The organism is Psychrobacter sp. GTC18467, assembly GCF_055397455.1.
Genome location: NZ_AP038920.1, coordinates 2,289,793 through 2,311,579 on the forward strand (window position 1 = coordinate 2,289,793; position 21,787 = coordinate 2,311,579).

Genomic DNA, 21,787 nt, shown 5'->3' on the forward strand with positions numbered 1-21,787 from the left:
TTGCGCCGTTAAGTAAGCTTGTGCTAAGGTCAGAATTGACGTAATCTATGCGCCCGATTTCAGCGTTAGGAATTATTAAAAGTTAATAAGTTCTAACGCCATTTTTATTATTTAAGTGCCGATTAAAGGGCTTTTTTCCGGATTGGCAAGAGAGTATCACATGAGTATCAAGCCTGTCGTGGCACTGATTGGTCGCCCAAACGTTGGTAAATCAACCTTGTTTAACCAGTTTACCAAAAGCCGTCAAGCCTTAGTGGCGGATATGGCGGGGTTGACCCGCGATCGGCAATATGGCGATGCCAGCTTTGAGAGCAAGTCGTTTATCGTCGTGGATACCGGCGGCATTGGTGAGGCAGACGATGGCAGCGGCAACATCGACGACTATATGTCTGAGCAGTCTTACACGGCGATTCATGAAGCGGACATTATTGTGTTTGTGGTTGATGCTCGCGCAGGCTTGATTGGTGCTGATGAAGAAATCGGTAAATTTTTGCATACCCTTGGTAAGCCGGTATTTTTGGTGGCCAATAAAATCGATGGCGTTCATGAGTCCGCGCCAACGGAATTTTTTGCGTTAGGGTTGGGCGAGCCGTTCCCCGTTGCCGCAAGTCATAGCCGCGGCATTGGCAATTTACTGGAAGCCATCACCAAAGATATGCCCGAGCAAGATGCTGAGCCTGAACCGGACGGCTTAAAGCTTGCGATCATTGGTCGCCCAAACGTTGGCAAATCAACCCTTGTTAACCGCTTGCTTGGTGAAGAGCGCGTGGTGGTCTTTGATATGCCCGGAACGACCCGCGACAGTATTTACATCCCTTATGAGCGTGATGGCAAAAGCTACGTTCTTATTGATACGGCAGGGGTTCGTAGACGTGGCCGGATTGACGAAAAAGTCGAAAAATTCTCTGTCATTAAAACACTGCAAGCGATTAAAGACTCAAACGTCACCGTCATCGTGATTGATGCCCAAGAAGGCATTGTTGATCAAGACCTGCATATGATTGGTTATGCACTTGACGCTGGTCGCGCTTTGGTCGTTGCCATTAATAAATGGGATGGCTTAAGCGCTGAGCAAAAAGACTTTATCAAAATTGAGATGGATCGCCGATTTAGCTTTATTCCCTTTGTTAAAATTCATCTGATTTCAGCCCTTCATGGCACAGGCGTTGGCAATTTATACCCGTCCATTTTAAAGGCTTATCATTCCTCCATGTTTCAGGTGTCCACGAGCCGCTTGACCCAGATTTTGCAAGATGCCGTTGCTGCCAACCCGCCGCCAGCCGTTGCCGGTCGTAGGATTAAGCTGCGTTACGCACATATTGGCGGTCATAACCCGCCGGTAATCGTGATTCATGGTAACCAAACCGGATCGCTGCCCAAAAGTTATCAGCGTTACCTTGAAAATCAGTTCCGCCAAGTGTTTAAGCTTGAAGGGACGCCATTAAATGTGGTGTTTAAGCTTAACGAAAACCCCTTTGCCAATAAAACCAATACGCCAGTCAAAGCGCAAAAGCAGCGCCAACAAAAGCGAACCGCAGGAAAATTTCAAGACAAAAAACAGCCCCCAACGAAATCGAATCGCGGTATTAAAAAACGCTAAACTTGTTATGATAAGCCACCAGCAGGTTGGGTGATATGTTAAAACCTGAGCTAAGTAGTGCCTCAAGCCTAATAAAAAAGACCCTGTTGCAACTGCTGGCAATTGGGCTCATTATGGGGCTGCTACTGACCTTTGTCATGGGGTTTATTGAGCATTATCAACAAAAACGCCAAAACTTACAGCAATTGTCGCAGCTTCTTGCCAGTAGCGCCTCGGTAGTCGATGGTGGCGCTTTGGTGGCGCGGCAAGTTCGTTTGCTGCTAAGAGACGATCCGACCATTCATAGCATTGTGTTTTATGCCACCGAGCAGCCTGTCGAGAATCTCAATCAGGCACAAATTGAGCAAACCCGTTGGGATTGGTATCATGCCTTATTTGCAAGCTCCGTCAGTTTTAATCAAGCCGTCACCAGTCAAAGTCTGCAAGATGACCCCAATGTAATCCCCAAACCCGTTAGCAATCGCAATGCGCTGATTGGTTATATCAACATTACTTTAGATATCGAAGTATTACGTTGGCAGTGGCTAAAAGCCAATGTTTGGTGGTGGTTAGCCATCAGTACGCTTGGGCTTGCCAGTATGCTGTTTTGTGCCCGTAAACTTAATTGGCTGAACCATGATTTAAGCGAATTGTCACAAGCTTGGCAAATGGATGACAATAAACCTGAAGTTGATCAAGTTCCGGCAGTTCAGCAGCGTTTTGAATTTACCGAGTTGATGCAAATTCAGCAGGCTTTTGCCCGATTGTTTGAGCGCCTAAAAACAGCTCAAGATCATATCGTCTCACTGGCAGACTTTGAAGCCAAGCTACAAAGCAAAGATCTGTCACTGGAGGTTCAGCGCCATAACTTTCAAAGTATGATCACTCATGAATTAAAAACCTCGCTTAATGCCATTTCAGGCGGATTGCAGCTGTTTAATCCGCAATCCTTAAGCGATGAACAACAAGATATCTTAGAAGTCATCCGTAAAGGCAGCCAGCACTTAAACGGCACGTTAGAGCAAATTATTCAGCTGAACAAAATTGAAAAAGGTCAAATTGGATTGACCTTGACTGACTTTAACCCGCTGCAATTGCTTGCAGATTTGCTTGATAAGTTTGAACCTAAAGTTCGCCAAAAAAACTTAAGCTTAGTCAGCCGAATTTATCATATTGATTACAATTTAGAAGGCGATGTTGGTAAGATCACTCAAGTGCTCTCAAGCCTGATTGACAATGCCATCAAATTTAGCCACTTTGGTGAGATTGTCATTGAATCACAATTGACTCATTTTAATGAAAGCATTCGTTGGCAGATTAAAATTATTGATCAAGGCATTGGCATCGAAAAAAAATATTTAGAAGATATTTTTACGCCATTTTTCCAAGTTGACCCAAGTGTGACCCGCGAGTATGAAGGCGTTGGAATTGGGCTTCCGGTCATTAAGCAGATCGTTCAGCTGATGGGCGGAAGCATAGAAGTAAAAAGCGAACTTGGACAAGGCAGCGCGTTCACCGTAATGATCCCTTTAAAAGACAGCTTAACCGGCAATCAGCAACGGGTTTTAGCCGGAACGAGCATTTTGTATTATCATCGCGAAGATTCAGCAGTGATGATTGATATGCTCAAAGCGTCAGGGGCTCACGTTGAAGCGTATCAGCACGCCGCCGAAATTTTAGCCAAGCTAAAAACGAGTGCCGTTGATATGGTGATGATCGGTGAAGAGATCAGCATAGAAAAAGCAGGAAACTTGGCGGCGTTGATTCGCCAAGAGGAGCATCAGCATCGGGTGTTAATTGTTTATTGGTTTACGGCTCATAAAGGCTTTGTGATGCAAACGATGAGCGCGCAACTACAAGCCTTAGGAATTGATTTTTGCCATAAAACCATTCGCGATGTCAAACAGCTTCAAAACCTGATTACAAATTGGCGCGGTTAAAGAGGGGCGTTAAAAGTTGCTGCGGTCATTATCTTGATTGGCTAAAACAAGCCCTCATTGTCATGATGTTATTATTATTCAAGCTATGACAATGAGGCAAGTTACGGCTAATAAAAGGTTTATATCACGAGCAGTAAGGCATTAAGCAGCTTATTGAAGCTCTTTTTATTAAAATTAGCTTTCTTTAAAAACTGGCATTTGCCAAATCTTCACAAATGGCTTTGTTTTCTTGTTTTGAAAAGCTCATCGTCCAGCTGCGCATGCTTTGTAAAATTTGGCGATAATCTTGCTGCGTTGATAAATATTGAATAGCAGCTTTGGGATTATCAAGGGTAGGCATAAGCTCGCGCAGTTGCACATCGTAGGACTTATAAAAACGCTGCTTTTGATTGCCGCTGAGCATGGATGGGCAAATCTCTGAAAGCACTTGCATCACCGCGATTTCATGTTTGGTGACGCTCATTCCTGACATATCAATAGGAATGGCCGAAACCGTATTGCTATTATTTGCAGCGTTGGTGGTTTGCGACATCATCGCGGCAGTAGTAATAGCACCAACCACCACAGTTTTACTGGCAAGATTTAATACAGGTTTTGAGACAACTTTGGAACTTTGCAAAAGCCTAGCTGGTATTGACGTAATGTTCATTCGTTCGCACTCTCGCTTAAGATGACTGAATGAGGATATGGTAATCTTTACCACGCAAAAAGTCACATAATATATTGATTTGAGTGTAGAAATATTGTGAGATCAGCTTAGCCACGCGCAACATAACTAAAAAAAATGGGCTTAAGTTTCAAAATTATTACAGATAATTATCCATTGTTAATACATGTAACAAAGTGGTTAAAAGATATCAAATTTAAATAAATTAATAGCGCAAAACTCATATCGAAAAACCAATATCAAAAGTTAGGCTTGAGCAAAGCGTCAAATAATTAAGGTAAGGTTAATTAAGTGGCATGAAGCAAATGAGAATTTTAATAACGAATGATGATGGCGTTTTTGCCCCAGGACTGTTGGCACTGTATCACGCCTTAAGCTGCGTGGCTGAAGTTACGGTGGTGGCGCCAACTAATGAGCAAAGTGGTAGCGCCAGTGCCTTAACGGTGACCAGTTCTTTACATCAACAACCATTATCTTCAGGGTTTATTGCGATTAACGGGACGCCTGCCGATTGTGTTTATTTAGCGCTCAATGAATTGTATGGTGATAGCACATTTGATTGGGTGATTTCAGGAATTAATTCAGGGGCGAATTTAGGTCAAGATGTGCTATTTTCAGGAACGTTTGGGGCAGCGGCAACCGCTCAATTATTTGGCATTCCTGCCATGGCAATTTCATTGGCAATGACCGCCAAAGCAAATGTAGGTCAAGAAAAAGCTGATTATTATGAAGCTGCCGCCAATCAAGTGGTCAATATTTTGACTCAGGACAACTTAACAAAAGCGTTAAAAAGCCTACCTTATCATGTGTTTAATATCAATATTCCGGACACTCAGCAAGGCGCGTGTATTCAAGGTCAAAAAATCACCACGCTTGGTCACCGAGTTTTGGCAAACCCTGTTCAGCAATTCACTGATCCGCGTGGTCGCACGGCGTATTGGCTGAGTCTAAAAAAAGACAGTAGCCTAAACGATGCTCGATTGACCCCCTGTTATGATCGCCAAGGGGTGCAAGTGATGAGTGATGCGGCGGCGGTTCAGGCAGGATTTATCAGCTTATCACCCGTCAGACTGCATGACACCCCCTCGCAAAGTATTGATAAGTTGGCAGGATTGGTGAATAATTGCTAACATAGCCCGCTTGTCATCTTCAAGTTAATCTAAGCCAAGTCGCTTATAAAGCGTGAAAACAATAGGAATTTTTTATGAGATCACTGCCATTATCAGCGCGGATGTCCCTTGCCACTGTACTGGCGCTGTTTACCCTTATTATGACAGGGTGCGCCACCAAGCCCAGTTATCAGTTGCCATCGCAGTCACCAACCATTGTGACCAACGCCCAAGGGGTTCCTAATTTTTACCAAGTTAAGCGCGGTGATACCGTAAGCCAAATTGCTGCCCGTTATAATCTGAATTACCGCCAAATTGGCGCGCTGAATCGCTTGGACAGTCAATACACGATTTATACCGGTCAAATGCTGAAGCTTTGGCAGGGCGACCAAAACACGGCAGTTAATAACAATGCGCCAAGCAATAATACCAGTTATACGCCGCCGGCAAGCAATAACTCGCTGCCAGATTACAACGCCTCTAACACCGCCATCGGTTATGAATATCCCACCAAAAACCCAGTCATTCGCTATTTTGATGAAGAAAAAGGCGTTAAAGGCTTATGGTTCTCAGGACAATTGGGCGATCCGGTATTGGCAAGCCAAGCAGGGGTCGTGCTTTATGCCGGAGACGGTTTGGAAGAATATGGCAATTTGGTGATGATTCGCCACAGCAACAACTACATCACCGCCTATGCCCATAACAGTCAGCTTTTAGTTAATGAAGGTGAGTCGGTTCAACGGGGTCAACGTATTGCATTGATGGGTCAAACCGGACAAACGCCTCAAGTCGCGCTTGAATTCCAAGTTCGCTTAGATGGCAACCCTGTCGACCCGCGCTCCGTTCTTGGGCGTTAATGGCGTAAAATAGCTGGCATTGCCCCTAGGTCACTCATTTTTTGGGGAACTGGGGGTAAGCTGCAACAATCTTTGCGCCGTTAACCCATGAATAAAAATCGAAATCAAAATGACAATGGAGCAGACAATCCAAAGCTTGATGGCATCGCTTTCGGCAAAAAAGTGTTGATTTAGCGCGTAGGATAAATAATACAGCGTCCCAATGCCGCGAATTCCAAGCGCGGCAATGGCATTTTTTTCGGTAAAGGGCAATTTAAGACCGGTGAGGGCAATAAAGCCGCCAATCGGTCTTATCAAAAATAGGAAAATAAAGCTGATAATATAAACGCGCCACGTCAGCTCAATATCAAGCTGAAGTCCTTGACCGATAAAAATCCCAAAGGTGACCAGCACCAAGGACATGAGTAAGCCCTCGGATTGCTCGGCAAAATCATGCAGCTTTTCGTGGTAATGATGCTCGGTTTCGGAGCGGCGAAAGGCAAACGCCGCCACAAAAACCGCAATAAAGCCATAGCTGTTGGCAAATTCAGCAAAGCCATAAGCCAGTAGCGTTAAGGCAATAACCACGTAGCTTTGCGAGATTGCTGTGCCTTTAATACGTTTAGAAAAAATAATTTTGGCTAAAATTTTGCCAACCGCAACCCCAATAAATAGCCCCATGCCGATTTGCCAAAGTACATCATGAGTGAACCATTCCCAAAGATGCTTGCCATCAAAGCGCAAGCCATTTTGATGGGCTTCTGCCATTTTTATCGCCAAATAAACAAACGGAAATGCCAAGCCGTCGTTAAGTCCTGCCTCAGAGGTTAAGGTAAATCTTGGCGTGTCCTCATTGCCCGTATTTGGCGGCCCAACTTGGATACTTGCCGCAAGCACAGGGTCAGTTGGGGCAAGGCAAGCGCCAAGCAAAATTGCTGCCGCCATACTCAGCCCAAACGCGTAATATCCCAAAAACGCCATGGCGAAAATGCCAATGGGCATGGTGATGAGCAGTAATCTGAGCGTTGGCTGCCAAGCTTTCCAAGTCAGCGGCGTGTCAATCTTAATCCCTGCGCCAACTAACGACACCAACACCACAATCTCGGTCAGCTTTTCGATAATTAAACCGCTTTCCAATGGGTTTAAAAATGACAAGCTTGTCCACCAATAGCCCATAATAAGACCAAAGGTGACCTGAATCATCGGTAAGGAAATTGGGGCAAATTTTTTGACGACCGGAAACATCGCCCCAAATAAAAAGGCAGTGCCGCAAATGAGTAAGAATAAATTATAATTATCAAGCATGGGAGGACGCCAAATTAAGACCTATCAAAATAAAAAAATTAAGTCTTATCATGACGAAATTTAGCTTTAATGTTCGCAAAAAATCGTTATTGATGCCTACTTTGCGTTGGTTTTTAGTGAAAAAAAAGCCTGCAAGAAGCAGACTTTTTCAAAATGATTATAAGCGTTTTAATTAGCGCTCAACTTGGCTCACATCACGAACCGCGCCCGTGTCGGCACTTGTGGTCATCGCCGCGTAAGCTCGAAGGGCTTGTGAGACATGACGTTCACGGTTAACCGGTTTCCAAGCTTGACTGCCGCGGCTTTCCATTTCCTCACGGCGCGCCGCAAGCTCGCTGTCGCTGATTTCGATATTGATGGTTCGGTTTGGGATGTCAATGTGAATGGTATCGCCCTCTTGAACCAAACCAATCGCACCGCCTTCAGCCGCTTCGGGACTGGCGTGACCAATTGATAGTCCTGACGTACCGCCTGAAAAACGACCATCGGTCAATAAGGCGCACTCTTTGCCCAAGCCTTTTGATTTCAAATAAGTGGTTGGGTAAAGCATTTCTTGCATTCCAGGACCGCCTTTAGGACCTTCGTAGCGAATGATAACGATGTCTCTGGCAACGATTTGGTCGTCCAAAATCGCCGCAACAGCGTCATCTTGCGATTCAAAAATGCGCGCTCGCCCCGTAAATACCAAAATGCTGTCATCAACGCCGGCAGTTTTGACCACGCAGCCGCGCTCGGCAATGTTGCCATAAAGTACGGCAAGACCGCCATCGGTTGAATACGCATTGTCAATGCTGCGGATACAACCCGACTCGCGGTTGACGTCTAAGTTTGACCAAGCTTTGTTTTGTGAAAAGGCTTGGGTGGTGCGAACGCCGCCGGGGGCTGCAATATAAAGCGCTCGCGCCTCGGTGTTATCAGGGTTCATGATGTCCCATTTTTCAATGGCATCTTTCATGGTTTTGCTATGAACGGTTGGGATGTCCGTGTGCAACAATCCTGCGCGGTTGAGTTCCGCTAATAGCGCCATCACGCCACCTGCACGGTGAACGTCTTCCATGTGATATTTTTGGGTGGCAGGGGCAACTTTTGATAAACACGGCACGCGGCGGCTTAAACGGTCGATGTCCGCCATTTTAAAGTCAACTTCGGCTTCATTGGCAGCCGCTAGCAGATGCAAAATGGTGTTGGTTGAGCCGCCCATGGCGATATCAAGGCTCATGGCATTTTCAAAAGCGGCTTTGGTGGCGATTGAGCGCGGTAATACCGAATCGTCATCTTGCTCATAACGGCGTTTGGCAAGTTTTACAATGGTGCGACCGGCTTCTAAAAACAAATCACGGCGCAGCGCATGGGTGGCTAGCAATGAGCCGTTACCGGGCAAGGACAAGCCAAGCGCTTCGGTCAAGCAGTTCATCGAGTTTGCGGTAAACATTCCTGAGCACGAGCCGCAAGTTGGGCAAGCGGAGTTTTCAATGGTTGCCACGTCCTCGTCGCTGATGCTGTCGTCTGCCGCGTCCATCATGGCATCAACCAAGTCCAATTTGCGAATACCGCGACCTTGGCTGTCAACATCTTGAGCATCGCTTTGACCATCATTGTTGTGGCTGTGGGCAACGGTACTGGCAACGACTTTACCCGCTTCCATTGGACCGCCTGACACAAAAACGACGGGAATGTTCAGGCGCATGGCTGCCATTAGCATTCCGGGGGTGATTTTGTCGCAGTTAGAAATGCAAACCAATGCGTCCGCGCAGTGGGCGTTGACCATGTATTCAACCGAATCGGCAATCAAATCGCGGCTTGGCAACGAGTACAGCATCCCGCTGTGACCCATGGCAATACCATCATCAACGGCAATGGTGTTAAATTCCTTGGCAACGCCGCCGGCTTTTTCGATTTCGCGGGCGACCAGTTGACCCAAATCTTTTAAATGAACGTGACCGGGGACAAATTGGGTGAACGAGTTGGCAATGGCGATGATGGGCTTACCAAAATCGCCGTCGGTCATGCCAGTGGCGCGCCAAAGTGCTCGAGCTCCTGCCATATTGCGGCCGCCGGTGGAAGTTTTTGAGCGATAGTCCATAGTGTGTCCTTTCAAGGTATCAGTTAAGCGGGGAGTGGGGGAGGTAAAATAATAAGATGATAAGGCTAGCAACAGTGCGGGCGCATCTTATGACCTCATCCTGACGTTAATTACTATATATTGTTATTTACGATACAGTTAGTAACTGTATTTGGGCGCAAAAATTTTATTCAATGCGCGCTAAAATTGCCGCCTCAAACCAAGGCAGCTTGGCTTTGTGTTCTTCAAGCGTGTTAATGATGGCTAAGGCGTTCGCAGCGGGCAATTTTTGGTACTCATGGCTTGGCAAAATCGGTAACACCGCATCCGCAGCTTGGTGGTCATCGACACTGATTAACGCTTGCTTGGGATGTTTATAAATCACATCCACCCGACCAAAAAACTGCCAATCTTTAAAGGCAGCGACAAGCGCGTCTTCTTTGGTTTTGGTATAAATCGGCTCAGCTTGCTGACCGGTATTGCTCCAATGCAAGCGCACCGCCAATTGAAGCGCCTCGCTAAACACCACCAGTGAGCCGGTCACTTTGACATGCCAAGGCGCTGCAATCATTGCGGCATCTATGCCAAGTAAGCTTGCCGCGGCTTTGGCGCTCATAGGCGTATTAAATTTAGCTAACAATTGCGGCGTTAACGGCTGCTTTTGTTTGATTTCCTCAGGCAAGCGGTCATAATGATATAAAAACGGCAGCGGCAACTCCTGAGTCAGCGTTTTGTCACTGACTTTACAGTTATGAATCCGCCACTGATAATCCGGCTCAATGAGCACTTGGTTTAAATTAAGCGCGTTTGGCGGAATAGGGCTTGCCGTTTGGGTAGTATTAGCAGATTGAGCTTGCAAAGTTGTCACGTCCACGAAGCAATAAAAGCTTTAATATACCATTTTAGCCGCCCTCATCGCCAATAAATTAGCCACTTTGACCCTCACTAATATTATGGCAAGCAATTACTTGTTATTATGACTTGATTGCGCTTCACCTCAATTGCTCTTAAGATTGACAATTTATATTAATAATTAAGGAAATCCCATGTCGCAAAACCAAACTCAGAACCAAAGCCAAAGCCAAAGCCAAAGCCGCTACCAAAAAGACAATATTTTTGCCAAAATGATAGTCGGCGATATTCCTTGCCATAAAATTTTTGAGGATGACAAAACCCTTGCCTTTATGGATATCATGCCGCAAGCCCGCGGTCATGTGCTGATTATCCCAAAGCAAGACGCCACCGATTTAAGTGAGCTTGAGCCAGAATTTGCCGCAGCGGTGCTCATGACCGCCAAAAAAGTGATGAAAGCTCAGCAAAAAGTGTTAAACCGCGAGGGCATTATTCAAATGCAGCTGAACGGTGCTGAGGCAGGACAATCGGTGTTTCATTATCATATCCATTTAATTCCGGCAAATATCCATGATTTAGGTCGCCATGCCAATGAAATGGCGGACAGTGAGGAGCTTGCTGCTCTTGCTAAAGACTTAGCGGCGGCTATCGAAGATGAATTTTAACAGCTGAGCAATAGGCTCTAAACTCAAAAAGGCCGACCACGTTCAGCCTTTTTTTATGGTCATATTTGTAACATTGGTTTAAGGTCTTGTTGCAAAATTCCAATTATTCTAGGGTTTCGTCAAAGATTGTGATACACCTAAGGCTTCTTAACCAATAAAAAGTGATTGTTTTGACCAAAAAAGCTTCGATGAAGTCAACGATTTTATTTCCGGTATTTATCCCTGCCGCCTTAGTGATGATTTTTTTAGTGATTGGCACGGCAGTCAATCCTGATGCGGCAGGTGCGCTGTTTGGTGAGGTGCTAAATTTCATTACTGACACCTTTGGCTGGTTTTACATGCTGGCGGTGGCGTTGTTTTTGCTGTTTGTGATTGTCCTTGCCTTTTCGCCTTATGGCAGTATTAAATTAGGACCTGACCACGGTGAGGCGCAGTACTCGTTTATTGATTGGTTTGCGATGCTGTTTTCAGCAGGCTACGGGATTGCCTTGTTATTTTTTGGGGTGGCAGAGCCGGTGCTGCATTTTGCCAATCCGCCTTTGTCTGAGCCGCAAACGATTGCTGCTGCCAAAGAAGCGATGCAAATTGCTTATTTTCATTGGGGCTTTCATATTTGGGCGATTTTTTCTGTGGTCGGGCTGTCTTTAGCGTATTTTTCCTTTCGCCATGGCTTACCGTTATCCATGCGCTCAACGCTGTATCCGCTGATTGGCGATAAAATTTATGGTCCTATTGGTCATACGGTTGATGTGTTTGCGGTACTTGGGACGCTGTTTGGCTTAGCGACCAGTCTTGGGCTGTCGGTTGCGCAAATTAACACCGGACTGAATTATTTATTCCCTGATTTTATTCCGATTAATACCACCGTTCAGGTGATTGCCATTGCCATTGTGACCGCCCTTGCGCTCATTTCCGTACTTGCTGGCATGGACAAAGGCGTCAAACGGCTGTCGGTGCTTAATATTGGTCTTGCCACGCTTTTGATGCTGTTTGTGTTTATCGTAGGACCGACGATATTTATTTTAAATGCCTTTATGGAAAACACCGGCAGCTATCTTGGTAATATTGTTGAGCGCACCTTTAGCTTGCAGGCGTATCAATTAAGCGATTGGATTGGCAACTGGACGCTGTTTATTTTTGCTTGGACGATTTCTTGGGCGCCGTTTGTGGGGCTGTTTATTGCCAAAATCAGCCGCGGTCGCACCATCCGTGAGTTTGTCGTTGGGGTGATGCTCGTTCCGACGTTTTTTACCTTTTTTTGGTTTTCGGTGTTTGGCGATACCGCGCTGCACATGATTATGATTGACGGCTATACGGCGCTGATTGACGCGGTTGAAGAAAACCAAGCGATTGCCTTGTTTAAATTGCTTGAGCATTTGCCGTTTACTCAGCTGATGTCAGCGATTGCGGTATTGCTCATCGTTACGTTTTTTGTAACGTCGTCCGATTCAGGGTCGTTGGTGATTGACTCGCTTGCTGCCGGTGGTCGCAGCGATACGCCGTGGTGGCAGCGAACATTTTGGGTGGTGATTGAAGGGGTCGTGGCGTCGGTTTTGCTGATTGCAGGGGGCTTGACCGCGCTGCAAACGGCAGCAATTGTCAGCGCGCTGCCGTTTGCGATTATCATTTTGATTGCCATGTTTGGCATGTGGCGGGCGCTTCAAATCGAAGGTCACCGCAATGAAAGCTTGGCAAGTGACAACCATCTGCCGCCGCATTTGCTTAAGCCCTCAGCGTGGCGGGCGCGAATTGACTATATCACCAATCAGCCGTCAAAAGCGCAGGTGCTAAGCTACATTAAAGAGGTCATTACGCCAGCAATGACGCAAGTTGCCGAAAAGTTTGCTGAAAATGGTTGGGAAACCCAAGTGAATTTTGATGAATTTAACGACCGCGCAATTTTAGAAATTGAGCGCGGCGACAGCGTCGAATTTTGGTATGAAGTTCGCTTATCGTCAAGCGATGTGCCAAGCTATGAGCTGCAAAATGACGCTCAAAAGGGCAGTGAGTCGCTGCTGCCTGACCATCAGCACCGCGCCCAAGTCTTTTTACGCCGCGGCGCTCAAGCTTATGATTTATATGGCTATGAGCCTGAATCTATTATTAATGATATTATCGACCAGTTTGAAAAATATCTGCACTTTATAGATATTGCGCCCGATAACCTGCCGTGGCGAATGCAAGAGCATGATGATGATATCACCCTTGAACAAGGCAGCGTTTTTGATAAATAAGGCTTTGATTTGCACTTGCAATTAAGGCTTGATGGCTTAGAATAACGGCTTGATTTTAAATAAAAACAAGCCGTTTTTTATGACTGACCATACAGCCTTGCACCCATTACTAACCCCGATGACCATTGGTGATTTGACCATTCAAAATCGGCTGATTATCGCGCCGATGGCAGGGGTCACGGACAATCCGTTTCGTAAACTTTGCAAATCGTTTGGCGCAGGTCATGCGGTAAGCGAGATGATTATCGCGGATACTGCGCTTTATGCCAGTAAAAAATCGCTTTATCGCGCCAATTTTGAGGGCGAAATTGCGCCTATTTCCGCGCAAATTGCTGGCGCTGAACCGCAAAAACTGGCGGAAGCGGCGCGCTATCAAATTGCTAACGGCGCGCAAATTATTGATATCAATATGGGTTGCCCCGTTAAAAAAGTTTGTAAAAAGCTGGCAGGGTCGGCATTACTTCAAGACGAAGACTTGGTGGCGCGACTGATTGATGCCGTGGTCAGCGCCGTTGATGTTCCGGTCACCTTAAAAACGCGCTTGGGTTTTGAAAATGGTCGTGAGAATATTGTCCGTGTTGCCAAACGCGCTGAAAGCTTGGGGATTGCCGCCCTTGCCATTCATGGTCGGACGCGTGAGGACATGTACACGGGAAATGCGCGATACGAATTAATTCGCGAGGTAAAACAAGAGCTCAGCATTCCAATCATTGCCAACGGCGACATTGACAGCCCGCAAAAGGCGCTTGAAGTGTTTAATTTGACCCAAGCTGACGCAGTGATGATTGGTCGCGCCGCTCAAGGTCAGCCGTGGTTATTTCGCGACCTTCATGAGTATTTGCAATCAGGAATCATGCCGCCGCCGCCAACGATGGCAGAGCTGAAAGCCATCGTCCTTGAGCATTTGCAAGAGCTTTACCGCTTTTATGGTGAATATTCTGGCTGCCGAATTGCTCGAAAGCACATTGCTTGGTACACCAGTGGTATTCCAAATTCTAACGCCTTTCGCCAAGCCATGTATGGCGAGGAGAGCACCGCAGGTCAGTTTCGCGTGGTCGAGGCGTTTTTGACCGATCATGAACGTGAAAGTGTTGATGCCTAGCCAGACTTAACCAAACGCGTTTAATCAAATACCCGCCAAAAGATAAAAAACAGCCCCGCCATAATAATCAGCAGCACGATGACGCGCTTGACCCAATAAGGTACTAATGGCTTTTTATAATCCATATCGTGAAGTTGGCGATTTAGTCCATTTTTTAATAAGGCAAAGTCATTTTCTTGGTCAGATTTGACGTAATCTCGAATTAAAGCGCTTTCACCGTGATTTTGTTCCTCAAAAGTGCTTGAGCGGTCGATAAGTTCCGTTGGGATACCTTGACGATTGGCAATCCTTGCCAAACTTAACTCTTGCTGCTCTTGAAGCGCTGCCTCATAAGCGTCCACGCGAGCTTTGGCGGCATCAAGACTGATGTTTTCTTCTTGGGCAAGCGTTTTTATTGCCATCACCAGATTGTTTTTTTCAATCATCATGATGACCGCTTTGGGCAGTTTTTTATTGGCTTTGGCGTTATTTTTATTGTCAAATTCTGGCATGGCAACCTCAATCAAGCTTAAATCAACCACAGTTTTGACTATTATAACGGCAAAAAAATACCGCAACCTTAGGATTGCGGTAAATTAAGTCAATAAAATTTAGCCAAAGGCTGAACAGCTCAGCTATAACTTGGCTTATTTGTCTTTCCAGCGCTGAATCGAGCTTTTGATAACTTCTTTGGCTTCTTCGATATCGCCCCAAGATTCAACCACGGTGGTTCCGGCTTTTTTCAAATCTTTATAGTGGCTAAAGTGGAAATGAAGCTGCTTGATAAGCTGCTCAGGTAAGTCTTCAAGGCTGTTGTAAGCATTACCGGTATTGCGGTCGTCGGCAGGAACCACGACGATTTTGTCGTCAACTTCGCCATCATCAACAAATTTCATCACGCCGATAACTTTGGCTTTTAAAAAGATGCCGGTGGTGAGTGGCACGTCAGTGATGATTAGCGCGTCAAGCTCGTCGCCATCTTCGTCCAACGTTTGCGGAATAAAGCCGTAGTTACAAGGCTTAGCAAAAATTTGTGGGTCGATGCGGTCAAGCTCAAATACCGCTAAGTCGCGGTTCCACTCGATTTTATGGCTGCTGCCAGTTGGGATTTCAACCACCACGTTGATGATGCCGCCGTCAACGTCGCCTGCGTCCAAAATTTTGTTAAAATCTGCCATGAGGGCTCCTTTAAGGGTTTAAGTCAGGGTTTTAAGTTATTAAAATGTTGTTGTTCTATCAAAAGGCTGCTGCCTTTATGATTTCGGTTGCGAGTATAGCAAATTAATAGACCGATTTCTTGTTTCGCTTAAGTCCAAGCCGGCACGATATTATGCAAAATTTGACTCAATTAATTAAGCTTTTTGCTCAGCATTGGCAATAGGTCGCAGCTTAATGTCACCGCGATGCCGGCGAGCAATATTATCAATCAGCTTTTGGGTGACGACATCAAAGCTCAATTCGCCCGTCATATTTGCAAAATCAGCAAGGCGCAGCATTTGCATTCCGGCGTAACCGCAAGGGTTAATCGCGTTAAAGGCGGTCAAATCACAATCAAGGTTCAAAGCGATGCCATGGTAGCTAAAGCCGTGCTTGATTTTAAAGCCAAGCGAGGCGATTTTGCCAAGCATGATTTCTTCACCGCTGTCTTCGCAGTTTTCACCGCTATCGATTAAGCTATAAAGATAAACCCCTGGCGCATCGCGGCGCGCTTTGGCAATGATGGTTTGACCCGTTTGCAAAGGGTATTGATTGAGGCACTCGTTCACCACATCTTCAATGGCTTGCTCAGCGTGCGATACCAAGTTACGAACGCTCCAATCAAGACTTAGCAAATCAAACAGCCAATAAACAACAAGCTGACCGTGACCGTGCCAAGTGACCTGACCGCCGCGGTCGGTTTTGATGATTGGCGTCGCGGTTTTTTGTAAAATATGCTCTTCTTTTCCGGCTTGACCTAAGGTGTAAACGTCGTTGTGGTCAACCACCCAAAGCTCATCGGGCGTTCGGATATGTTGTTCTTTTTTTAGGCTAATGCGCTCAAGCGTTCGCGCCAGCATCGCGTCATGAGTCGGGTTATAGTTTGCTTGGATTAGCGTTTTTTGGATAAGGTACTCATCGATAGGGGAAAAATCAGGCATGGTTTACAATCTTTTGATAGGAAAAAGGTCAGGAGCAGGACGCCAAAACTTGAGTTTAGCAGCTTTTATAAGACAAACTCAATATTTAGCCCAGCCTTTATAACGGGCAGCAAAACACTTTATCAACGATTGTCGCTTTTCAATTATCCGCCAATCAGCTACATTAAGTCGTGACAGCTTAAAATAATTTGAAAAATTGACCTCTGCTTTATAAAACTTTTTAAGGATTTGCCATGACGTTAACCCAAGACCACGCGCTGCCGCTCAATGATAGCCTAAGTGAAAAGAAAAACAACGTAAAAGAAGCCATCAGTATTATCAGCAATCAAGAGCAGCTGACTCAGCAGTTCAAGCATTTACACAAATTAAGCCGCCGTCAGCCGATTTTGGACTGGTCAACTCGGCTGAGCCAGTTAGAAAATTTAGAAGCGCTATTAAGTGACCATCAGCAGCCCTTAGCAGAAGCCATCAGCGCAGATTTTGGTCATAGAAGCGAGTCGGAAACGCAGTTTGCCGAGCTGTTCCCAAGCTTCACTGGCATCAGTCACGCCAAAAAACACGGCAAATCATGGATGAAATGCCGCCGCGTGGGGATTTCTAAGCTTTATTTACCCGCGCATAACGAAATTCAGCCGCAGCCGTTGGGCGTTGTGGGCATTATGGTGCCGTGGAATTATCCGCTGTATTTGGCCGTGGGGCCTTTGATTGACGCGCTGACTGCTGGCAATCGGGTGATGATAAAAATGAGCGAATTTGCGCCCAAATTTGCCGACACCTTTGCTAAAGCCATTGCCCATTATTTCTCGCCGGATATGGTCAGCGTCGTGTTGGGGGACGCTGATATTGCCGAAGCCTTTAGCAAATTGCCATTTGACCATTTGCTTTATACCGGCTCAACAGCGGTTGGCAAAAAAGTCATGGCAGCTGCCGCGCCCAATTTAACGCCGGTGACGCTTGAGCTTGGTGGCAAATCTCCGGTGATTGTCACCGATGACGCCGACCTTGAAAATGCCGTGAACCGAATCATGATGGGTAAAATGCTCAATGCCGGTCAAACTTGCGTGGCGCCTGATTATATTTTGTTGCCAAGACCATACCACCGGCGCTTTATTGAACTTGCCCGCGAGTGGCTGACCAAGCATTATCCGAGTATCGCCAGCAATAAAGATTATTCGCATATCATTAATGAGCGTCAGTTTGAGCGCGCCCAAAGCTACCTTGATGATGTTGATGAACGCCTTATTCACCCTTTAACGGACGCTCATAGTGACCGCGACTCGCGGTTTATGCCACCGGTGATTGTTTGTGAGCCGCTGCTTGACAGTGCCATGATGGAAAATGAGATTTTCGCGCCGATTTTACCACTTATTCACTATGACCAAGTGTTTGATGCCATTGAGTTTGTCAACGCAAGACCAAGACCGCTGGCGCTTTATATCTTTAGTAGCGATGATGGCGATATTGAATGCATCCGCGAGATGACCGTATCTGGCGGCGTGAGCGTCAATGAGGTGCTGATGCATTTTGTGCAATCTGAATTGCCGGTCGGCGGGGTAGGGCATTCTGGAATGGGCGCGTATCATGGTAAAGCAGGGTTTGAGCGCTTGAGCCATTTAAAACCGGTCTTTGTCCAATCAAAATTAAACGGTCTAAATTTGCTCTTGCCGCCTTATGGTGAGCTGTTTAAAAAAGGCATGGCGCTGTTTTTAAAATAACCGTTGCAAGCTTGCCGAATTTTACCTGTTAAAAATAGCGCTTAACTTAAGCGTTATTTTTTTTCTTACAAAATCATTGCTGAGCCGTTATAAATTTTTGTATTTTATTAAAAATAGTTAAAATAATCTAAATTATAATTAACTAATTTTAATAAATTCTAATTGATATTAGAAAAATTTGGATTAATATTTAGCATAAGCTGACCGCTAAACCTTTAATTTTTTGCGGTAAGACGTTGAATTGACAAGTTTTAATAGTTTAAAAACTTGCTTTAAAAAGTAAATCCTACCGCCATTAGGATAAGATGTTGGAATGACTGCATTATAAGGAACTCCCATGCCCAACCACCCCCAAAATTCCAAAAAACAAAATCCCAAAAAATCGTCCCGAACGCTTAAAAATATCAGCGCCTTTGGAATTACCACTGCCTTAAGCGCCGGACTGCTTTTAGCTTGCGGTCAGATGAGCAATGCTGAAAACAATTCAAGCGCAAAAAGCTCGCAATCGCAAAATACCGGCGTTAACTCCTCGCGCGATATGTTGCCCTCGGACATGCTCAATCAATTGCAAGGGTTGCCGCAAATCACCAAAGGTCTTGGTAATACCGGTAAAAATGTGATTGACCCAAATAAACCCACGCTCGTTAAATTTTGGGCAAGTTGGTGCCCCCTGTGTTTAGGATCGCTTGAGGAAACTGAAAACTGGCGCAACAATCCTAAATTTGCCGGCTTAAATGTGGTAACAGTGGCAAGTCCTGACCATCTGAACGAAAAGGCGGCAGGCGAGTTTGAAAATTGGGACGCAGGCGTTCAAGGCGATTATCCAAAGCTTCCGGTGCTTGTCGATAAGTCAGGAAATCTGATTAATAAACTTGGCATTCAAGTCTATCCAAGTTGGGCGATTTTGGATAAACAGGGCAATTTGGTGCATTTGGTCAAAGGCAATTTGACCGAGCAGCAAGCGTTTGCCTTAGCTGAAAACGCCTCAAACGACTTTGCTGAACTGAAAGCCGGAATAGCAAAACCTGCCGCGACCACCGCCCTTGATAGCAACAGCAACATTGAAACCATCAAGCAAAAAGATGGCGTTTATTACAATGACAAAGGCAAGCCCATCAATACCAAAACCATTTATCTGGCGGGCGGCTGCTTTTGGGGCGTTGAGGCATATATGGAGCGCATCAATGGCGTGGTTGATGCCATTTCAGGCTATGCCAATGGCAGCCCTGCGATAAAAGACCCAAGCTATGAGCAAGTCATTCGCGGTTCAGGTCATGCCGAAACGGTCAAAGTCGTTTATGATGCCGACAAAATCGACTTACCAACGCTCTTGCAATACTACTTCCGCGTGATTGACCCAACAAGCCTCAACAAACAAGGCAACGACCGCGGCGCTCAGTATCGAACGGGCATTTATTATACCAATAACAATGACAAAGCGGTGATTGATGCCGCGCTCAAGCAGCTTCAAGGTAAATATAAGCAAAAAGTCGTGGTGGAAGAAAAGCCGCTGGATAACTTTTACGTTGCCGAAATGTACCATCAAGATTATCTGGCGAAAAATCCCAACGGCTATTGCCATATTGATTTAAGTCTTGCCGACGACAAAATCGAAGGCAACCAAAGCGTTCGCGGCGGCAGTAAGCTTGCCCCTGCTAATACCGTTGCTGAAACGCTTGACCCAAAACGCTACGCCAATTTTGATAAAAATGCGCTAAAAAACACCTTAACCAAAGCACAATATGACATCACCCAAAATGCTGGCACCGAGCGCGCCTTTAGCCATGAATACGACCATTTATTTGCCAAAGGCTTATACGTTGATGTGGTAAGCGGTGAGCCGCTGTTTTTATCGACCGATAAATATGACTCTGGTTGCGGTTGGCCAAGCTTTACCAAGCCAATTGACCCCAAAGTCATCACCAAAAGAAGCGACATGAGCTTTAACATGGTTCGAACGGAAGTGCGCTCGCGCGTTGCCGACTCGCATTTAGGTCACGTATTCCCCGATGGTCCAAAAGACAAAGGCGGACTGCGCTATTGCATTAATGGCGGGGCGCTGCAATTTATTCCGGTGGATTTGATGCCACAATCAGGCTACGCGCCGCTTGTTAAGCTCGTGAAATAACGGAAAATTGAATCCCGATTTTTAATTGAAGATTTTTTTAGTAATTTGCCCGATTGGCTTATGTTAAAGTCAATCGGGCAAATCCCAACAAATTTAAGACAAATCCCCCACGCGGATTCAAAGTTTGCGCCTCAAATTGTGCTAAGATGACCCAATTTTGATTGTAAGGCGCTTTCATGACAGCCGTTTCTATTCCTCATTCTGCCCCGATTATTACCTCCTTGTTAGACAATGACTTGTACAAGTTCACCATGCTGCAAGCCATGTTACACCAGTTTCCGCAAACCCACGGCGTTTACCGCTTTCGCTGCCGAAATAACGATGAGACCGCGTATCCGCTCGCCTATATTCAAGAGGCGCTTGAATATCAGCTTGATAGGCTTTGTGAGCTGAGATTTTTGCCCGATGAGCTGGAATACCTACGCAGTTTGCGCTTTATTCGCTCTGACTTTGTGGATTATTTAGAGCTGTTTCAATTAAAGCGCCGCTTTATCAAGGTTAGCGCCGACAGTAAAGGTCGCCTTTGCATTGACATTGAAGGTCCGATGATTCAGGCGATGTTTTTTGAAGTGTTTGTGCTTGCCATTGTCAATCAGCTTTATTTTTCAGCGCTGTCAACGCCTGAGGTGATTGCCGAGGGTCAAAAACGCTTGGACGCCAAGGTTGAGCTGCTTCATGATTATGCGCGCCAAATTGCCAATCAGCCCAAATCTGACTTTATGCCGCCGTTTATTGTTGCTGACTTTGGAACGCGCCGCCGCTTTAGCAAACAGTGGCAAGAGCACGTAGTCGCTACTTTGCATAATGCTGAGCCGAACATTTTTAGCGGAACGTCAAACGTTTTGCTGGCTAAAAAGCTAAAAATGACCCCGATTGGCACGATGGCGCATGAGTTTTTACAAGCCTTTCAAGCGCTTGATGTTCGCCTTCGCGACTCACAAAAAGCGGCGCTTGAAGCTTGGGTTCATGAATATCGCGGTGACTTAGGCATTGCCTTGACCGATGTGGTCGGCATGGATGCGTTTTTGCGTGATTTTGATTTGTACTTTGCCAAATTGTTTGATGGTTTGCGCCACGACAGCGGCGACCCGTATATTTGGGGCGAAAAAGCCATTAACCATTATAAAAAATTAAAGATTGACCCAAAAACCAAAGCGCTCACCTTTAGCGATGGGCTGAATCTGCAAAAAGCTTGGGAGTTGCATCAATATTTTAAAGGTCGCATCAAAACCAGCTTTGGCATTGGCACCAATTTAACCAATGATATGGGACTGACGCAATTAAATATCGTCTTAAAACTGGTCGAATGTAATGGTCAACCGGTTGCCAAGCTTTCCGACAGCCCCGGTAAAACCATGATTAATAATGACACCTATTTGGCATATCTGCGCCAAGTGTTTGAAATCGAAGCGCCAGAAAGCGAGGAAATCGCCCCTTCCGACGCTCAAAATGACTTGCTAAAAGAGTAAGCTTTCG

At 45.8% G+C, this 21,787-nt stretch carries 17 protein-coding genes; 10 read left to right on the forward strand and 7 right to left on the reverse strand.

The genetic code is table 11. From position 1 onward, the window contains the following. The first annotated feature begins 160 nt into the window (after positions 1-160). Together der and ACZ5XY_RS10225 are read left to right on the forward strand one after the other, a co-directional pair. Positions 161-1,600 carry a ribosome biogenesis GTPase Der gene (der, locus tag ACZ5XY_RS10220; RefSeq protein ID WP_464741351.1) on the forward strand — a complete coding sequence of 480 codons (1,440 nt, stop codon included), beginning with the start codon at positions 161-163 and terminating at the stop codon, positions 1,598-1,600. Positions 1,601-1,635: 35 nt separating this feature from the next. Next, complete coding sequence (locus tag ACZ5XY_RS10225; RefSeq protein ID WP_464741353.1) at positions 1,636-3,519, forward strand: hybrid sensor histidine kinase/response regulator; 1,884 nt, start codon at positions 1,636-1,638, stop codon at positions 3,517-3,519. 184 nt (positions 3,520-3,703) lie between these two features. On the opposite strand, the gene ACZ5XY_RS10230 is transcribed toward ACZ5XY_RS10225, so the two are convergent. Continuing rightward, entirely contained in the window at positions 3,704-4,168 is a 465-nt protein-coding gene (locus ACZ5XY_RS10230) for an MCR_0457 family protein (protein ID WP_464741355.1), read from the reverse strand. A gap of 314 nt (positions 4,169-4,482) precedes the next feature. On the opposite strand from ACZ5XY_RS10230, the gene surE reads away from it, so the two are divergent. Together surE and ACZ5XY_RS10240 are read left to right on the forward strand one after the other, a co-directional pair. Next, positions 4,483-5,316 carry a 5'/3'-nucleotidase SurE gene (gene surE, locus ACZ5XY_RS10235; RefSeq protein WP_464741357.1) on the forward strand — a complete coding sequence of 278 codons (834 nt, stop codon included), beginning with the start codon at positions 4,483-4,485 and terminating at the stop codon, positions 5,314-5,316. A 74-nt stretch (positions 5,317-5,390) separates the two neighbouring features. Next, on the forward strand, positions 5,391-6,152 hold the full coding sequence (locus tag ACZ5XY_RS10240; RefSeq protein WP_464741359.1) for a LysM peptidoglycan-binding domain-containing M23 family metallopeptidase: 762 nt from the start codon (positions 5,391-5,393) through the stop codon (positions 6,150-6,152). 30 nt (positions 6,153-6,182) lie between these two features. Here ACZ5XY_RS10240 and ACZ5XY_RS10245 read toward each other — a convergent pair whose 3' ends face one another. The 3 genes from ACZ5XY_RS10245 to ACZ5XY_RS10255 all read right to left on the reverse strand — a co-directional run bounded on the left by ACZ5XY_RS10245 (position 6,183) and on the right by ACZ5XY_RS10255 (position 10,372). Beyond that, entirely contained in the window at positions 6,183-7,436 is a 1,254-nt protein-coding gene (locus ACZ5XY_RS10245) for a cation:proton antiporter (RefSeq protein WP_464741361.1), read from the reverse strand. A gap of 172 nt (positions 7,437-7,608) precedes the next feature. Beyond that, positions 7,609-9,519 carry a dihydroxy-acid dehydratase gene (gene ilvD / locus ACZ5XY_RS10250; protein WP_464741363.1) on the reverse strand — a complete coding sequence of 637 codons (1,911 nt, stop codon included), beginning with the start codon at positions 9,517-9,519 and terminating at the stop codon, positions 7,609-7,611. 166 nt (positions 9,520-9,685) lie between these two features. After that, positions 9,686-10,372 carry a hypothetical protein gene (locus ACZ5XY_RS10255; RefSeq protein ID WP_464741365.1) on the reverse strand — a complete coding sequence of 229 codons (687 nt, stop codon included), beginning with the start codon at positions 10,370-10,372 and terminating at the stop codon, positions 9,686-9,688. 172 nt (positions 10,373-10,544) lie between these two features. Here ACZ5XY_RS10255 and ACZ5XY_RS10260 point away from each other — a divergent pair, with 172 nt between their 5' ends. From ACZ5XY_RS10260 to dusB, 3 genes are all read left to right on the forward strand, one after another. Next, positions 10,545-11,015, forward strand: coding sequence for an HIT family protein (locus ACZ5XY_RS10260; RefSeq protein ID WP_464741367.1), 471 nt, complete (start codon positions 10,545-10,547; stop codon positions 11,013-11,015). Between the two features lie 188 nt (positions 11,016-11,203). Further along, positions 11,204-13,249, forward strand: coding sequence for a BCCT family transporter (locus ACZ5XY_RS10265; RefSeq protein WP_464743867.1), 2,046 nt, complete (start codon positions 11,204-11,206; stop codon positions 13,247-13,249). Positions 13,250-13,328: 79 nt separating this feature from the next. Further along, positions 13,329-14,351: a tRNA dihydrouridine synthase DusB gene (dusB, locus tag ACZ5XY_RS10270; RefSeq protein WP_464741369.1), complete on the forward strand. Its 1,023-nt coding sequence runs from the start codon at positions 13,329-13,331 to the stop codon at positions 14,349-14,351. 20 nt (positions 14,352-14,371) lie between these two features. Here the strand turns inward: dusB and ACZ5XY_RS10275 are convergent, their stop codons facing one another. From ACZ5XY_RS10275 to lipB, 3 genes are all read right to left on the reverse strand, one after another. Beyond that, positions 14,372-14,842 (reverse strand): hypothetical protein, encoded by a 471-nt coding sequence (locus tag ACZ5XY_RS10275; RefSeq protein WP_464741371.1) that lies wholly within the window; start codon positions 14,840-14,842, stop codon positions 14,372-14,374. Between the two features lie 135 nt (positions 14,843-14,977). Continuing rightward, positions 14,978-15,508 carry an inorganic diphosphatase gene (locus ACZ5XY_RS10280; protein WP_464741373.1) on the reverse strand — a complete coding sequence of 177 codons (531 nt, stop codon included), beginning with the start codon at positions 15,506-15,508 and terminating at the stop codon, positions 14,978-14,980. Between the two features lie 174 nt (positions 15,509-15,682). After that, on the reverse strand, positions 15,683-16,468 hold the full coding sequence (gene lipB, locus ACZ5XY_RS10285; RefSeq protein ID WP_464741375.1) for a lipoyl(octanoyl) transferase LipB: 786 nt from the start codon (positions 16,466-16,468) through the stop codon (positions 15,683-15,685). 233 nt (positions 16,469-16,701) lie between these two features. Between lipB and ACZ5XY_RS10290 the strand changes: the two genes are divergently transcribed. The 3 genes from ACZ5XY_RS10290 (at position 16,702) to pncB (ending at position 21,780) form a co-directional block, all read left to right on the forward strand. Continuing rightward, entirely contained in the window at positions 16,702-18,183 is a 1,482-nt protein-coding gene (locus ACZ5XY_RS10290) for a coniferyl aldehyde dehydrogenase (RefSeq protein WP_464741377.1), read from the forward strand. Between the two features lie 337 nt (positions 18,184-18,520). Beyond that, complete coding sequence (gene msrAB, locus ACZ5XY_RS10295; RefSeq protein ID WP_464741379.1) at positions 18,521-20,311, forward strand: bifunctional peptide-methionine (S)-S-oxide reductase MsrA/peptide-methionine (R)-S-oxide reductase MsrB; 1,791 nt, start codon at positions 18,521-18,523, stop codon at positions 20,309-20,311. 176 nt (positions 20,312-20,487) lie between these two features. Next, positions 20,488-21,780, forward strand: a complete 1,293-nt coding sequence (pncB, locus tag ACZ5XY_RS10300) for a nicotinate phosphoribosyltransferase (protein ID WP_464741381.1) — start codon at positions 20,488-20,490, stop codon at positions 21,778-21,780. Positions 21,781-21,787: the final 7 nt, after the last annotated feature.

Bases quoted from the DNA above. Each gene is read 5' to 3' on its own strand.
- der (WP_464741351.1), top strand. From the start codon at position 161: ATGAGTATCAAGCCTGTCGTGGCACTGATTGGTCGCCCAAACGTTGGT.
- ACZ5XY_RS10225 (WP_464741353.1), top strand. From the start codon at position 1,636: ATGTTAAAACCTGAGCTAAGTAGTGCCTCAAGCCTAATAAAAAAGACC.
- ACZ5XY_RS10230 (WP_464741355.1), bottom strand. From the start codon at position 4,168: ATGAACATTACGTCAATACCAGCTAGGCTTTTGCAAAGTTCCAAAGTT.
- surE (WP_464741357.1), top strand. From the start codon at position 4,483: ATGAAGCAAATGAGAATTTTAATAACGAATGATGATGGCGTTTTTGCC.
- ACZ5XY_RS10240 (WP_464741359.1), top strand. From the start codon at position 5,391: ATGAGATCACTGCCATTATCAGCGCGGATGTCCCTTGCCACTGTACTG.
- ACZ5XY_RS10245 (WP_464741361.1), bottom strand. From the start codon at position 7,436: ATGCTTGATAATTATAATTTATTCTTACTCATTTGCGGCACTGCCTTT.
- ilvD (WP_464741363.1), bottom strand. From the start codon at position 9,519: ATGGACTATCGCTCAAAAACTTCCACCGGCGGCCGCAATATGGCAGGA.
- ACZ5XY_RS10260 (WP_464741367.1), top strand. From the start codon at position 10,545: ATGTCGCAAAACCAAACTCAGAACCAAAGCCAAAGCCAAAGCCAAAGC.
- ACZ5XY_RS10265 (WP_464743867.1), top strand. From the start codon at position 11,204: ATGAAGTCAACGATTTTATTTCCGGTATTTATCCCTGCCGCCTTAGTG.
- dusB (WP_464741369.1), top strand. From the start codon at position 13,329: ATGACTGACCATACAGCCTTGCACCCATTACTAACCCCGATGACCATT.
- ACZ5XY_RS10275 (WP_464741371.1), bottom strand. From the start codon at position 14,842: ATGCCAGAATTTGACAATAAAAATAACGCCAAAGCCAATAAAAAACTG.
- ACZ5XY_RS10280 (WP_464741373.1), bottom strand. From the start codon at position 15,508: ATGGCAGATTTTAACAAAATTTTGGACGCAGGCGACGTTGACGGCGGC.
- lipB (WP_464741375.1), bottom strand. From the start codon at position 16,468: ATGCCTGATTTTTCCCCTATCGATGAGTACCTTATCCAAAAAACGCTA.
- ACZ5XY_RS10290 (WP_464741377.1), top strand. From the start codon at position 16,702: ATGACGTTAACCCAAGACCACGCGCTGCCGCTCAATGATAGCCTAAGT.
- msrAB (WP_464741379.1), top strand. From the start codon at position 18,521: ATGCCCAACCACCCCCAAAATTCCAAAAAACAAAATCCCAAAAAATCG.
- pncB (WP_464741381.1), top strand. From the start codon at position 20,488: ATGACAGCCGTTTCTATTCCTCATTCTGCCCCGATTATTACCTCCTTG.